The organism is Ensifer sp. SSB1 (assembly GCF_016652895.1).
In the GTDB taxonomy this organism is placed as follows: Bacteria; Pseudomonadota; Alphaproteobacteria; order Rhizobiales; family Rhizobiaceae; genus Ensifer.
In genome coordinates this window covers 1-13796 of record NZ_JAEPRP010000189.1, presented here as the reverse complement: position 1 = coordinate 13796, position 13796 = coordinate 1, and the positions used below count along the sequence as shown (strand labels likewise).

Below are 13796 nucleotides of genomic sequence, written 5' to 3'. Positions count from 1 at the left end.
TTCTCGACCTGCTGCGCCTTGAGGTAGCTTTCGATCAGCAACTGATATTCCGGGAAGATCTTGGTGTAGATCTCCGCCCACTGCTGGGCGTCGTCGCGGTGCCAAGTGCGCTGCAGTTCGGAGGCGACCGCTGCGGTATCCATCGGCACCACGCCGGCCTGGACGACACGGGCAAGGGTGATTTCCTGTGCCATCTTCGAATAGGTGCCCGAGGCATCGACGACCACGAAGACCTTGTAGCCATCATAGACGGCGCTGATCGCCGGGAAGGCCATGCAGACGCTGGTGATCGTGCCGGCGATGATGAGGGTCTTGCGGCCGGTTTCCTTCACCGCGGCGACGAAATCCGGATTGTCCCAGGCATTGATCTCGCCGCGGCGGGCGACGTATTTGGCATGCGGCGCGTTGGCATGGATTTCCGGGATCAGCGGGCCGTTAGGGCCCTGCGGCACGGAGGCCGTGGTGATGACCGGCATCTTGGTCAGCGTCGCCATGCTGGCAAGCGCTGCCGCATGGGCACGAAGCTTCGGCATCGGCATGTCGTTGACGGTCTGGAACAGGCCGCTCTGGTGGTCGATCAAAAGCATCACGGCATCATCGGGATCGATAACCGGGCGCTGTCCGTTGAAGTTTGCAGGGGTCATGGTCTTGCTCCTTGTTGGAACGCAGGCATGCGTTCGGGTTCGCCGAAACACGAGCGCTTCGACGTTTGAGGTGGGGCGCGGCGGTCAGCCGCGCCCGCGTTTTCGGTTATTCGGATTTGTCGTAAGAGAACTGGATGCCGGCGGTGCCACCGGTCTCGACGAAGAGGTTCATGAAGGCGGTTGCCGTGTCCTTGCGCTGCCAGTCACGCTGCAGCTCGCAGAAAAGTTGGGGCACGCTGATCATCTGGCCACCCGCCTGTTCGATCCGGCGCAATGCAGCCTCATGCGCAGCGACGGACGTGCCGCCGACAGCATCAACCGGGACATAGACCTCGTAGCCCGCCTTCAGCGCATCGAGCGCCGGAAATGTCAGGCATGCTTCGGTCCAGAGCGCGGTCATGATCAGTTTCTTGCGGCCGGTCTTCTCCACTGCCTGACGGAATTCGACGTCTTCCCAGGAATTGATCGAGGTCCGGTCGTAGGTCGGGAATTCCTTCAAGACCCGATTGACCTGCGGGATCGGCGGCTTGTTCAGCCCGGTCTTCACGTTGACCGTCGAATGGACGATCGGCAGCCCATAGACGACAGCGGCCTTGGCCGCGCCGCAGATGTTGTTGATCAGCAGTTGTCGGTCCATCGACGCGATCGAGTTCACCTGGACCGGTTGGTAGTCAATGATGATGAAGGTCGAGTTGGCAGGGGTCAGCAGATGGTCCTTTGAAGGATCACGAATTGCTTCACTGGTCATGGTCGTCTCCTTCCTTGCATGCTCGAGATAGTCGGCGGACACTGCCGTCACCGGCCGCCCGAGCGTCGGTCCGGGGCACGGGCACATGACAGGCTGAGCCGGCGCTAGGCGCTCGCGATCTTGCCGAAGCGGCCGGATTGAAAGTCAGTCATCGCCTGCCTGATTTCCTGTTCGGTGTTCATGACAAAGGGGCCGTACATGGCGACCGGTTCGTCGATCGGCTCGCCGGTGAGGACGAGCGCCTTCACGTCCGAGCTGGCATCCAGTGTAACGCCGCCGCCGTCACGGCCGAAGAGAACAAATTGCGCCTCCCCGACAAGATCGCTGCCATTGACCAGAACATTGCCGCGCAGGACCGCCAGGCCTGCCGAATGACCCTCGGGCAGATCGAGGCTCAGTGCACCCTGCTGTTTTAGCCGCAAGTCCCAGAGATTGACGGGCGTGAAGGTGCGGGCAGGCCCTTGCGCCCCCGCATAACGCCCGGCAATCACCCGCAGTGCTCCGGCGCCGTCCGGCAGGTTCACGGTGGGAATGTCGCGATCGAGCAGGGTCTGGTAGCCCGGTTCGACACTCTTGCTGGCGGCCGGCAGGTTGACCCAGAGCTGGACCATTTCGAGTGTACCGCCCTCTCGGGCGAAGCGCTCCGAATGAAACTCCTCGTGCAGGATACCGCCGGCGGCCGTCATCCACTGCACGTCGCCCGGGCCGATATGCCCGCCATTGCCGGCGGAGTCGCGATGGTCGACCTCGCCCTGGTAGACGATCGTCACCGTCTCGAAGCCGCGGTGCGGATGGACGCCGACGCCGCGCGGCGTCACACCCGGCGCAAAATTCATCGGCCCCGCATAGTCGAGCAGCAGGAACGGGCTGGCGTGATCGCCGGCGCGGTCACGCGCCAGCAGCGAGCGGACTGGGAAACCGTCGCCGACCCAATGCGGATGCGCATTCCCGAAGATGCCGAGTATCTTTCTCATGGCTGTTTCTCCTTGGCCTCGCCGTTTCAGCGAGAGCGTTGGAGGGAAGATATGACTGCACCAAATCTAGCGGTAGACGGCCAATTCGGACTATAGTGTCCTGAAAACAGGACAAAGACGCATGCAGGATTTGAACGACCTCAAGCTGTTTGTCGACGTGGTCGAGCAGAACGGCTTTGCTGCGGCTGCCCGCAAGCTCAACATGCCGCGCTCGCGCCTGAGCCGCCGCATCGGTCTTCTGGAAGAGCGGCTCGGGGTGCGACTCGTGCAGCGCTCGACGCGCCACTTCGTGATCACCGAGATCGGTCGCGAATATTACCGCCATTGCGTCGCCATGCTGGTGGAGGCCGAGGCGGCACAGGAGATGATCGACCGCACCCGTTCCGAGCCGCAGGGCGTCGTCCATGTCAGTTGCCCGTCGTCCGTGGTCTATTTCCAGGTCGGCGAAATGATCGCCCGGTTCATGGCCGAATGTCCGAAGGTCGAGGTCGTGCTCGAGAGCACCAATCGCCGCGTCGACGTCCTGCGCGAGGGCATCGATGTCGCGATCCGCGTGCGCTTCCCGCCGCTTGAGGAAAACGACCTGGTCGTCAAACGCTTTGCCGAGAGCAAGCAACGGCTGGTCGCCAGCCCCAGGCTGCTCGCCGGAATAAGCACGCCGCCGGCACCGGCTGATCTCGGCGCCCTTCCGAGCCTTGCCTGGAACCCCGACCGCCAGAGCCACGACTGGCGGCTCGATGGCCCCAACGGCGCGACTGCGATCGTCCGGCACCGGCCACGTCTCGTAACCGAAGACATGGTGGCCCTGCGGCTGGCCGCGCTCAATGGCGTCGGCATCTGTCAGCTTCCGACGATGGTGGTGCGGCAGGACCTGAAGGACGGCACGCTCGTCGACGTGCTACCGGATTGGGCACCGAAAGCCGGCATCATCCACGCGGCCTTTCCGTCGCGCCGTGGGTTGCTTCCCTCCGTCCGCGCTTTGCTCGATTTTCTCGGCACCGAATTTGCGGAACTGGCCCGCCTGGACGAGCCACGCACCTGACCGCCAAGAGACCGGCGATCACACCGCGGCGCTGACCCGCGTCTTGAGGATCGCGGAGAAGCGCGGATCGAAAGTGCGGCTGATCGGCTCTGCGGCTGCACCGATCGCCACCGCCCAGGGGTCGGTGAAACCGATCTGCAGACGCGGAAGGCTCCGGTCGCGCCGGTCGGCGATCGAAGGAAGCAGCGGCATCATCGCGTCGACCAAAAGGCGGGCGAGTCCCGGTGGAAGGCCGCCGCACAAGATCACCGTCTGCGGGTCGAAGATCGTTTCGAGCGCCTGGACCGCGGCGCGCAGTTCAAAGACGGCCGCATCGAGCCAGCGCCGCACCCGCTCGTCCGAGCCGGCGGCAATCGCATCGATATGGGCATAAAGCTCAGGGTCCGCGGGATCGAGGTCGAGCAACCGACAGAGCGAGGCGATCGAGGCGCGATGTTCGAGCGGCGTGCGTTCATCCAGCGATGCACCACGCGGCAGGCTGAGGATCATGCCGATCTCGCCGGCATTGCCGTTGGCACCACGGTAGAGTTCGCCGTTAAGGATCAGCCCCGCGCCAAGGCCGTAGCCGAGATAGATGCACACGGCATGATCGACACCGTGCGCAGCGCCAACCATGCGCTCGGCGGTGGCCGCCGCAGCCGCGTCGTTCTGCAAGCCGACATCGAGCCCCGTGCCGGCGGCAAGCGTCTCGAGCAACGGAAAATTCTGCCACGCCGCCATCATCCAGGTATCGTCGTCATCCGCCTCGATACCGAAGGGGCCAGGCATTGCCGCACCGAGGCCGACGAGCCTGTCTTCCGACTGGGGCGCGATCTCGGTCAGGTCCCCGCGGGTCTTCTCGATCAGTTCGAGGATTGTCCGGACGCCCGTCGCCGGCCCACCGGCCGGCAGGTTGGCCTCGCAACGCACAAGCACCCGGCCGACGAGATCGACTGCAATGGTCCGCGTAACATGGCGGTCGATCTGCAGGCCGATCGCGAAAGCGCCCTCCGGCACGAGGCGATAGGGCGTCGACGGCTGCCCGCGGCCGTTACGCACCGCTTCCAGCGATTCGACCAGCCCGTCCCGCTCCAGATCCTCGATGATGTTGGAGACTGTCTGCTTCGTGAGCGCCGTCGCGCGGGCAAGGTCCGCCCGGGACAACTGGCCGTTCAAACGCAGGGCGTCGATCATGACGCGCCGGTTGTGTGCGCTCGTCCCCTCCTGGTTGGTGCCGCTCTTCGCCCGGATCAGGCGCATATCGTTCATCCAAAAACCCCTCTTGACACTGTTAGAATATTGAACAAAAAATAAGTCAAGACAATTGACTTAATAGGAGCCAAAAAGAGCTCCGGGGGAACGAAGGCGATGGCAGCAAAAGCCGTCGCGAGCGATCCAATTGATATGTCGACGGCCGCTCGGAAACGGACGGATTACTCGCATACGGCGCACCTAGACGCGTCGACGAAAGCTGAAACGCTCAAGATACTGGAGGAAATCATGTTGAAATCGATAAGAACCACGCTGCTTTGCGCGACCCTTGCCGGCGTCTCCTTCGCTGGCCACGCGCATGCGGAAACGACGCTCAACGCGCTCTTCATGGCCCAGGCCGCCTATAGCGAGGCGGATGTGCGCGCCATGACGGAGGCCTTCACCAAGGCCAACCCGGACGTGAAGGTCAATCTCGAATTCGTGCCCTATGAAGGCCTGCACGACAAAACCGTGCTGGCACAGGGCTCCGGCGGCGGCTACGACGTCGTGCTCTTCGACGTCATCTGGCCGGCCGAATACGCCGCCAACAAGGTGCTCGTCGACGTCACCGACCGCATCACCGATGAGATGAAGTCCGGCGTGCTGCCGGGCGCCTGGACGACGGTCGAATATGACAGCAAGCGCTACGGCATGCCGTGGATCCTCGACACCAAATACCTGTTCTACAACAAGGAAATCCTGGAGAAGGCCGGCATCAAGGCGCCGCCGAAAACCTGGGACGAGCTTGCCGAGCAGGCCAAGGTGATCAAGGACAAGGGTCTGCTTGCAACCCCGATCGCCTGGAGCTGGTCGCAAGCCGAAGCCGCGATCTGCGACTATACCACCCTCGTCAGCGCCTATGGCGGCAAGTTCATCGATGGCGGCAAGCCGGCCTTCACCTCCGGCGGCGGTCTCGATGCGCTCAACTACATGGTGACGAGCTATTCGTCGGGCCTCACCAATCCGAACTCCAAGGAGTTTCTGGAGGAAGACGTCCGCAAGGTGTTCCAGAACGGCGAAGCCGCCTTCGCCCTCAACTGGACCTATATGTACAACCTCGCCAACGATCCGAAGGAAAGCAAGGTTGCCGGCAAGGTCGGCGTCGTGCCGGCACCGGGCGTTGCGGGCAAGAGCGAAGTCTCGGCCGTCAACGGTTCGATGGGCCTCGGCATCACGTCGACCAGCAAGAACCCGGATGAGGCGTGGAAGTACATCGTCTACATGACCTCGCAGCAGACGCAGAACGCCTACGCCAAACTCAGCCTGCCGATCTGGGCCTCTTCCTATGAGGATGCCAGCGTCACCAAGGGCCAGGAAGAACTGATCGGCGCCGCCAAGCTCGGTCTCGCGGCCATGTATCCGCGTCCGACGACCCCGAAATACCAGGAACTTTCGACTGCCCTTCAGCAGGCGATCCAGGAAGCCCTGCTCGGCCAGGCTTCGCCTGAGGACGCCTTGAAGACGGCGGCCGAAAACAGCGGCCTCTAAGCCGCCCTCCCAAGCCCCGGGCGGGCAACCGCCCGGGGACCGCGGGATTATGCGGCGGCGCGGCCATTCAGGCGCTTTAACACCTTGATTTGGCGCATCATTCGCTTGGGTCGATTACGGTCCGGGGCAATATGCGATAGCATGACGGGGCTCCTAAGGCCCGAGAAGGTTTCCATCCTATGTCCGGCACCTGGATAACAACGCGCGCATGGCTGCTCATGCTGCCGCTGCTGGTGGTCATGATCGCCGTCATCGGCTGGCCGCTGATCGACACGGTCAGGCTTTCCTTCACCGACGCCAAGCTCGTCGGCACGGAGGGCACGTTCGTCGGCTTCGGCAACTATGCGAAAATGCTTGGCGGCTCGAATTTCCAGCGTGCGTTCATAACGACGACCTGGTTCGCGGTCGTCTCGGTCACGGCGGAAATGGTGCTCGGCGTGCTCGCAGCCCTGCTGCTCAACCAGCAATTCCGCGGCCGCACGGCGCTCAGAGCCCTGATGATCCTGCCCTGGGCGCTCCCGACCGTGGTCAACGCCACGCTGTGGCGGCTGATCTACAATCCGGAATATGGCGCGCTCAATGCCGCCCTGACGCAGATCGGCCTGATCGACAGCTACCGATCCTGGCTCGGCGAACCCAGCTCGGCGCTGACGGCGCTGATCATCGCCGACTGCTGGAAGAACTTCCCCTTGGTCGCGCTGATCGCCCTTGCAGCCCTTCAGGCCGTGCCGCGTGACATCACCGCCGCCTCGCTCGTCGACGGCGCCGGGCCGCTCAATCGCTTCCGCTACGTCATCATGCCCTATCTGGCCGGCCCTCTGCTGGTCGCCCTGGTGCTACGCACCATCGAGGCCTTCAAGGTGTTCGATCTCATCTGGGTCATGACGCGCGGCGGCCCGGCAAACAGCACCCGCACGCTGTCGATCCTTGTCTATCAGGAAGCCTTCTCCTTCCAGCGCGCCGGATCGGGGGCCTCGCTGGCGCTGATCGTGACGCTGCTCGTAACCGTGCTCGCCGTCGCCTACGCCGGCCTGGTGCGCAAAGCTGCAGGAGCATCGTGATGGAACGCCAAAGCCCCGCTTTCACCGTTTTCGTCTACGCAGCCGCACTCCTTTTGGCGGCGATCATACTCGCCCCCATCCTCTGGCTCTTCGTCATGAGCATATCTTCAGCCGCCGACCTCTCGACGAAACCACTCAACTGGTGGCCCAACGAAATCGACCTGTCGCGCTATCAGGTGCTCCTGTCGACGATCGAAAACAGTGCCGGCGCCGCCTTCACCGCCTCGCTGTTCAACAGCCTGAAGGTCGCCGGCATGGCGACGTTGGCCGCGATCGCAGTCGCCATTCCTTCCGCCTGGGCGGTGTCCCGCACCTCAAGCGTCTCCTGGTCGCTCTATGCCGTAATTGCCACCTACATGCTGCCGCCGGTGGCGCTCGCCGTGCCGCTCTATATGGGGCTTGCCTATCTCGGGCTCCTGAATTCGGTATTCGGTCTGGCGCTCGTCTATCTCACCATTCTGGCGCCCTTCACCACCTGGCTCTTGAAATCAGGCTTTGATTCCATCCCGAAGGAAATCGAGAGTGCGGCGATGATCGACGGCGCCCGGCTCGACCAGATCCTGAGGCTCATCACCCTGCCGCTTGCGGCACCCGTCATGGCGACTTCGGCGCTCTTTGCCTTCCTGCTGGCCTGGGACGAATTCTTCTACGCGCTGCTCTTCACCTCGGATCTGCGCGCCAAGACACTTACGGTTGCCATTTCCGATCTCGCCGGCGGCCGTGTCTCCGATTACGGGCTGATTGCTACAGCCGGGGTGCTGGCCGCCCTGCCCCCGGTATTGATCGGCCTCGTCATGCAGCGCGCCCTGATCTCGGGGCTCACCAGCGGCGGTGTGAAAGGATGACGGCCATGACAACTTCGGAACGCCCGGCAGGGCTCGTCGCGATCGATAGCGAAATGGCGCGCCAAGCCTCGGACGCGATCGCCTCGGTGCATCAGGCCACAGCGTTGGCAGCCAACATCGCAGCCTCGTTGAAGACGACCGGCAAGCTGCTGCTTCTCGGCATGGGCGGCTCGCATGCGGTCGGCCGCGCCGTCGAGCCGCTCTACCGTGCCCACGGCATCGACGCCATTGCCCTGCCGTTCTCGGAACAGCTCGGCCAGCCGCTTTCGGTCGAGGGCAAGACGATCCTCGTCACCTCGCAGTCAGGCGAAAGCGCCGAGGTGTTGCGCTGGTTCGGTGAGACCGATGGCGGAACGCCGCATACGTTCGGGTTGACGCTGGAAGGAAGTTCCTTTCTCGCGAAAAACGCAGCGTCACTCGTCGGTGTCGGCGGGACCGAGAAGGCCTTTGCCGCGACCCGCAGCCTGACGATTAGCTTCGCGTTGCACCTCGCCGTCCTCGCCGCCCTCGGCGATGACCCGGCGAGCGCTTTTCATGCACTGGAAAGCCCGCAAACGCCCGATATCGCGTCGGCACTCGCGGCGCTGGATGGCGTCCGGTCCGTCGTCACATCAGGTCGTCGCCTGCAGGGGCTCGCCGAAGCGATCGGCCTAGGGCTGACCGAGCTCTCGCGCCTGCCCTGCTTCTCGCTCGAGGGCGGTCAGCTTCGGCATGGGCCAATGGAAATGCTCGGCCCATCCGTCGGCGTCGTGCTCTTTCGCGGAGCGGATGCGACGGCCGGGCTCGTTCGCGCCATGGCGATCTCCGCTGCCGAAGCAGGCTCGCCCGTCATCGTCTTCGATGCCTCCGGCGAGGCGCAGATCGAAGGCGTCACCACCATTCCCTTTGCGCCGGCTTCAGGCTTAGCGGCGATCTTCGCCATGCTACCGGTCGCCCAGTCCTTCATGATCGCCTTTGCGGCGGCCCGCGTCGAGAATGCCGGCACCCCGGTGCGTTCGACCAAGATTACCCGGAGCGAATAAACGATGCGTCCTCTTGCCGTGGTCGGCAATGCCAATGTCGATCTCATCCTCGGGCCGGCGGCCCCCTGGCCCAAGGCCGGTACCGAAATCATCGTCGACCACGACGAGCTGCGTGTCGGCGGCTGCGCCGGCAACAGCGCGCTCGCCTGGGATTCGCTCGGCGTCGACTATGCGATCGCCGCCAATGTCGGCAACGACCAGTTCGGCACCTGGCTGAGGCAAGCGTTCCCTGAGCGGTCCAAATCCTGGCCGGTCGAAAATATCGGAACGACGCTCTCCGTCGGCATCACCCATCCGGACGGCGAGCGCACCTTCTTCACCACGCGCGGGCACCTGCCGCTCCTGACATTCGATGAGGTCCGGGCGATGCTCGATGGCGAGAAGCTTCGCGGCGGTTACGCGCTTCTGACCGGCTCATTCCTGACCGACGCGCTGACTGCGGACTATGACCGCTTCTTCGACTGGGCCGAGGCCCACGACATTGCAGTGGCACTCGACACCGGCTGGCCGCTCGACGGCTGGACCGAGGCAAACTGTGCAGCGACTATCGGCTGGCTGAAGCGCTGCCGGCTCGCTCTCTTCAACGAGGTCGAGACGACCACGCTGACCGGCGTCTCAGATCCGATCGAGGCGGGGCGCGAACTGAAGGCACACATGCCCGAAGGCGCGATCGTCGTCGTCAAGCGCGGACTGCACGGCGCCATCGCCATCGACGCGGAAGGCCGTCTTTCATCGGCAGCGGCACCCGTCGTCACCGTGGTCGATACGATCGGCGCCGGCGACGTCTTTAATGCCGGGTTCCTGGCGGCACTCGCCGCCGAGATGCCCTTGGAAGCCTGTCTTCGCACCGGCGTCGCCATCGCTTCAGAGGCTATCTCCACCCTGCCGCGCAGCTACGGCCAACCGTCTTACCTTCAGGAGACCGGCGCATGAGCGCTCTTGCCATCGAGAACATTCACAAGCGCTATGGCGAGGTCGAGACGCTGAAGGGCATCGATATCGATCTCGAGAGCGGCGAGTTCCTGGTCCTTCTCGGCTCATCCGGCTGCGGCAAGTCCACGCTCCTCAACATCATCGCCGGGCTCGCCGAGCCGAGCGGCGGCGACATCCGTATTGGCGACCGTTCCATTCTCGGCGCGCATCCGAAGGACCGCGACATCGCCATGGTGTTCCAGTCCTATGCGCTCTACCCGAACATGAGCGTCGCACGGAACATCGGCTTCGGGCTGGAGATGCGCAAGGTCCCGGTCGCTGAGCGCGAGAAGGCGGTGAAGGAAACGGCAAAGCTGCTGCAGATCGAAAACCTGCTCGAACGCAAGCCGAGCCAGCTCTCGGGCGGCCAGCGCCAGCGCGTTGCCATCGGCCGTGCACTTGTCCGCAATCCGCAGGTCTTCCTCTTCGACGAGCCGCTCTCGAACCTCGACGCAAAGCTGCGCATGGAGATGCGCACCGAGCTCAAGCGCCTGCACCAGATGCTGAAGACGACGGTCGTCTACGTCACCCACGATCAGATCGAGGCGATGACGCTTGCGACCCGCATCGCCGTCATGCGCGACGGGCGGATCGAGCAGCTCGGCACGCCGGAAGAAATCTACGACCGCCCGGCCACGCTCTACGTCGCTGGCTTCGTCGGCTCGCCGCCGATGAACATCCTGAATGCGACCGTCGTGGGAGGTCAGCTGAAGATCGACGGCGACGGCCACGCGATCGCCCTGCCGGCACGGCTGCGCAACGTGGTCTCCGAGGGTCAGCGCGTCAAAGCCGGTATTCGTCCGGAAGCCCTGCAACTTGCTGCCGGAAGCGAGCCGACGCCGCTATTCAGGGCCCGCGTCGAGGTGGTGGAACTGACCGGACCCGAACTCGTCACCACTGCTCGGATCGGCGACCAGTGCCTCACCGCCTGCCTGCCGCCGCGCAGTTCGGTCCTTTCGGGTGAAGAACGCGCCTTCACGATCGAAGCGGATGCCCTACATCTCTTCGATCCTGACAGCGGCCGGTCGCTCGCGAAAGACTGACAGTGCCTGCGGGCGACGGTCGGGATTGCTTTAGCAACGGCTTTTCCTTCTTGTGAGAATCGTTCATCACAGGTTGTCCCGTGCGATAAGAGGAAGTGACCGCGATGCCCCTGTCGATCGAAACGCCGGCCGTTCTCGTCGATCTCGAGATTGCCAAGCGCAATATCGAGCGCTTCCAGGCCTATGCCGATGAGCATGGCATTCGCGTCCGCCCGCACATCAAGACACACAAGCTGCCGCAGATGGCCGAGCTTCAGCTTAAGGCCGGCGCCGTCGGCATCACCTGCCAGAAAGTCACCGAAGCGGAAGCGATGGTTGAAGGCAGCGACCTGATCAAGGATGTGCTGATCACCTACAACATTCTCGGCGAAGCCAAGATGGCGCGGCTGGAGCGGCTCAATGGCCGCGTCGCGCTTGCCGTCGTCGCCGACAGCGAGACGGTCATCGATGGGCTTGCGGGCTATTTCGCAGGAAAAGACAAGCCGCTTCGCGTGTTCGTCGAGTGCAACACCGGCGCCGATCGTTGCGGCGTCGGCAGCCCGGCAGAAGCAGCCAGGCTTGCCCGCCGGATCGAAGACGCGAAGGGGCTCGTCTTCGGTGGCCTGATGACCTATCCACCCGTCAACGGCGAAGGGAAAGTCCAGGCCTTCATGACCGAGGCGAAGCAACTGATCGAGGCCGATGGCATCACTGTCCCCGCCATTACCTCGGGCGGCACGCCCAGCATGATGCATGCCGCCGGCGCCCCGGTTGCCAGCGAGTACCGGCCAGGCACCTACATCTACAACGACCGCTCGCTGGTCTCGCGCGATGTCGCCGGCTGGGACGATTGCGCCCTGACTGTACTTGCGACCGTCGTCTCGGTGCCCTCCGAAAACCGCGCGATCATTGACGCCGGCAGCAAGGTGCTGACCTCGGACCTGCTGGGGCTCACCGGCTACGGCCACGTGCTCGGCCGCGACGATATCCGCATCGACCAGCTCTCGGAAGAACACGGCCGTCTCGTTACCGACGGCCCGATCAACCTTAAGGTAGGCGACCAGCTCCGCATCGTGCCCAATCATGCCTGCGTCGTGACCAACATGGTTGACGCCGTCCATATCGTCGAAGGCGACGCGCTGAAGGGCACGTGGCCGATCGTTGCCCGCGGCCACGTACTCTAGCCCCGCGTCATCGAGACCTCTACTCTGCAAATAACCTGGGTTCGCCTGGGCACCTCGCATTCGCCATGGATGTGGGGGCTGAAGGCTTGCCGACGAGCGTTCACTCAAGCGGCCGAAAGGAGAATCGACGCGCCTCCACTGGACAGCGGCATGGCGCCCTCCATGTAATGGTCCTGACGGGCCGGCACGGGCCACATTGGGCGGTTGCAGGCAAACCGTTCCCGAAAAGGCGGCGAGAACGATAGGACATTTCCCGTTTGCCGCCTCGTGTGCCATCTGTTTGCGTTGTAGCAGTCGATTAAATTGATAGTTTTATCTGGTAACCGATGGAGGTCGAAATGGTCTTTGGACGAATTACCGGAATGGTGGGACTGGCAATTGTGCTCGGGGGCCTGCAGCTGGGAGCTGCGAGTGTTGCTTTTGCCGACACGACGATCTTGAACGTGTCCTATGATCCGACACGTGAACTCTATAAGGATTTCAATGCTGCCTTCGCTGAGAAGTGGAAGGCAGACACCGGCGAGACTGTGACGATCCAGACGTCGCATGGCGGCTCGGGCAAGCAGGCCCGCTCAGTCATCGACGGCCTGCAGGCTGACGTCGTCACGCTGGCGCTGGAAGCCGATATCGATGCGATCGCCAAGGAAACCGGCAAGATCCCGGCGGACTGGAAATCGAAATTCGAAAACAACAGTGCGCCCTACACCTCGACGATCGTCTTCCTTGTGCGCAAGGGCAATCCCAAGGGCGTCAAAGACTGGAACGATCTGGTGAAGCCGGACATCCAGGTGATCACGCCGAACCCGAAGACCTCGGGCGGCGCGCGCTGGAACTTCCTGGCCGCCTGGGCCTATGGCCGGGCCGCCAATGGTGGTGACGATGCCAAGGCGCAGGAATATGTGACGGAGCTCTTCAAGCACGTTCCGGTGCTCGACACCGGCGCGCGCGGCGCGACGACGACCTTCGTCCAGCGTGGCCTTGGCGACGTGCTGCTCGCCTGGGAAAACGAAGCCTACCTGTCGCTCGAGGAACTCGGTCCCGACAAGTTCGAGATCGTGACGCCGTCGATCTCGATCAAGGCCGAGCCACCGGTGGCGCTCGTTGATGGCAACGTTGATGCCAAGGGTACGCGCAAGGTGGCGGAAGCCTATCTCGGTTATCTCTACAGCGATACCGGCCAGAAGATTGCTGCCAAGCACTATTACCGGCCGTTCAAGCCGGCGGCAGCCGATCCGGCCGATATCGCCCGCTTCGGCGAGTTGAAGCTCGTCACCATCGAAGACTTCGGCGGCTGGAAGGAAGCCCAGCCGAAATTCTTCGGCGACGGCGGCGTCTTCGACCAGCTGTACAAGCCGGGCCAGTAAGAACGACCTGAGACGCGCAGCCGGGCAATCCGGCCGCGCGTCTTCGCTTGAACCGCGTTGTGCCATTGGTCGGAAGCGCGGTCGATAACGTTTCGCGAGCTTTACAAAGGTAGTGCCATTGACGGAAGCGACGAAGACTGCGCCGTGGCGGTTTCGCCAGCCGAGTGTTTTGCCTGGATTTGGGTTGTCGCTCGGGATCA

Annotated in this window: 13 protein-coding genes; 9 read left to right on the top strand and 4 right to left on the bottom strand. The window is 63.4% G+C overall.

From position 1 onward, the window contains the following. The 3 genes from I8N66_RS31450 to I8N66_RS31440 all read right to left on the bottom strand — a co-directional run. Positions 1-644 (bottom strand): isochorismatase family protein (locus tag I8N66_RS31450; protein WP_291162557.1); only part of this gene is annotated, 644 nt, incomplete at its 3' end. A gap of 106 nt (positions 645-750) precedes the next feature. Then, positions 751-1392: a hydrolase gene (locus I8N66_RS31445; RefSeq protein WP_113535753.1), complete on the bottom strand. Its 642-nt coding sequence runs from the start codon at positions 1390-1392 to the stop codon at positions 751-753. A gap of 104 nt (positions 1393-1496) precedes the next feature. Beyond that, positions 1497-2366: a pirin family protein gene (locus I8N66_RS31440; protein ID WP_291162552.1), complete on the bottom strand. Its 870-nt coding sequence runs from the start codon at positions 2364-2366 to the stop codon at positions 1497-1499. 121 nt (positions 2367-2487) lie between these two features. Between I8N66_RS31440 and I8N66_RS31435 the strand changes: the two genes are divergently transcribed. Beyond that, a complete protein-coding gene (locus tag I8N66_RS31435; RefSeq protein WP_291162549.1) occupies positions 2488-3408 on the top strand; it encodes a LysR substrate-binding domain-containing protein in 921 nt (306 codons plus the stop codon). An 18-nt stretch (positions 3409-3426) separates the two neighbouring features. On the opposite strand, the gene I8N66_RS31430 is transcribed toward I8N66_RS31435, so the two are convergent. Then, a complete protein-coding gene (locus I8N66_RS31430; RefSeq protein ID WP_291162546.1) occupies positions 3427-4656 on the bottom strand; it encodes an ROK family transcriptional regulator in 1230 nt (409 codons plus the stop codon). Positions 4657-4887: 231 nt separating this feature from the next. Here I8N66_RS31430 and I8N66_RS31425 point away from each other — a divergent pair, with 231 nt between their 5' ends. The 8 genes from I8N66_RS31425 to I8N66_RS31390 all read left to right on the top strand — a co-directional run bounded on the left by I8N66_RS31425 (position 4888) and on the right by I8N66_RS31390 (position 13596). Beyond that, entirely contained in the window at positions 4888-6126 is a 1239-nt protein-coding gene (locus I8N66_RS31425; RefSeq protein ID WP_291162543.1) for an extracellular solute-binding protein, read from the top strand. Positions 6127-6305: 179 nt separating this feature from the next. Next, positions 6306-7187, top strand: coding sequence for a sugar ABC transporter permease (locus tag I8N66_RS31420; RefSeq protein WP_291162540.1), 882 nt, complete (start codon positions 6306-6308; stop codon positions 7185-7187). Then, positions 7187-8032, top strand: coding sequence for a carbohydrate ABC transporter permease (locus I8N66_RS31415; protein WP_113535742.1), 846 nt, complete (start codon positions 7187-7189; stop codon positions 8030-8032). Before I8N66_RS31420 ends, I8N66_RS31415 begins: the two co-directional genes overlap by 1 nt. Further along, complete coding sequence (locus I8N66_RS31410) at positions 8029-9054, top strand: aminotransferase (protein ID WP_291162536.1); 1026 nt, start codon at positions 8029-8031, stop codon at positions 9052-9054. The genes I8N66_RS31415 and I8N66_RS31410 overlap by 4 nt, the downstream gene beginning before the upstream one ends. Positions 9055-9057: 3 nt before the next feature. Continuing rightward, positions 9058-9987 carry a PfkB family carbohydrate kinase gene (locus I8N66_RS31405; protein WP_291162533.1) on the top strand — a complete coding sequence of 310 codons (930 nt, stop codon included), beginning with the start codon at positions 9058-9060 and terminating at the stop codon, positions 9985-9987. After that, positions 9984-11069: an ABC transporter ATP-binding protein gene (locus I8N66_RS31400; protein ID WP_291162530.1), complete on the top strand. Its 1086-nt coding sequence runs from the start codon at positions 9984-9986 to the stop codon at positions 11067-11069. The genes I8N66_RS31405 and I8N66_RS31400 overlap by 4 nt, the downstream gene beginning before the upstream one ends. Before the next feature lie 104 nt (positions 11070-11173). Continuing rightward, positions 11174-12232 (top strand): D-TA family PLP-dependent enzyme, encoded by a 1059-nt coding sequence (locus I8N66_RS31395; RefSeq protein WP_291162527.1) that lies wholly within the window; start codon positions 11174-11176, stop codon positions 12230-12232. Positions 12233-12570: 338 nt separating this feature from the next. After that, positions 12571-13596, top strand: a complete 1026-nt coding sequence (locus I8N66_RS31390; protein WP_113535755.1) for a sulfate ABC transporter substrate-binding protein — start codon at positions 12571-12573, stop codon at positions 13594-13596. The last annotated feature ends 200 nt before the right edge of the window (positions 13597-13796 follow it).

What these genes read in the sequence shown, in the direction of transcription:
- I8N66_RS31445 (WP_113535753.1), bottom strand. Translation starts at nt 1,392, where the DNA reads ATGACCAGTGAAGCAATTCGTGATCCTTCAAAGGACCATCTGCTGACC.
- I8N66_RS31440 (WP_291162552.1), bottom strand. Translation starts at nt 2,366, where the DNA reads ATGAGAAAGATACTCGGCATCTTCGGGAATGCGCATCCGCATTGGGTC.
- I8N66_RS31435 (WP_291162549.1), top strand. Translation starts at nt 2,488, where the DNA reads ATGCAGGATTTGAACGACCTCAAGCTGTTTGTCGACGTGGTCGAGCAG.
- I8N66_RS31430 (WP_291162546.1), bottom strand. Translation starts at nt 4,656, where the DNA reads ATGAACGATATGCGCCTGATCCGGGCGAAGAGCGGCACCAACCAGGAG.
- I8N66_RS31425 (WP_291162543.1), top strand. Translation starts at nt 4,888, where the DNA reads ATGTTGAAATCGATAAGAACCACGCTGCTTTGCGCGACCCTTGCCGGC.
- I8N66_RS31420 (WP_291162540.1), top strand. Translation starts at nt 6,306, where the DNA reads ATGTCCGGCACCTGGATAACAACGCGCGCATGGCTGCTCATGCTGCCG.
- I8N66_RS31415 (WP_113535742.1), top strand. Translation starts at nt 7,187, where the DNA reads ATGGAACGCCAAAGCCCCGCTTTCACCGTTTTCGTCTACGCAGCCGCA.
- I8N66_RS31410 (WP_291162536.1), top strand. Translation starts at nt 8,029, where the DNA reads ATGACGGCCATGACAACTTCGGAACGCCCGGCAGGGCTCGTCGCGATC.
- I8N66_RS31405 (WP_291162533.1), top strand. Translation starts at nt 9,058, where the DNA reads ATGCGTCCTCTTGCCGTGGTCGGCAATGCCAATGTCGATCTCATCCTC.
- I8N66_RS31400 (WP_291162530.1), top strand. Translation starts at nt 9,984, where the DNA reads ATGAGCGCTCTTGCCATCGAGAACATTCACAAGCGCTATGGCGAGGTC.
- I8N66_RS31395 (WP_291162527.1), top strand. Translation starts at nt 11,174, where the DNA reads ATGCCCCTGTCGATCGAAACGCCGGCCGTTCTCGTCGATCTCGAGATT.
- I8N66_RS31390 (WP_113535755.1), top strand. Translation starts at nt 12,571, where the DNA reads ATGGTCTTTGGACGAATTACCGGAATGGTGGGACTGGCAATTGTGCTC.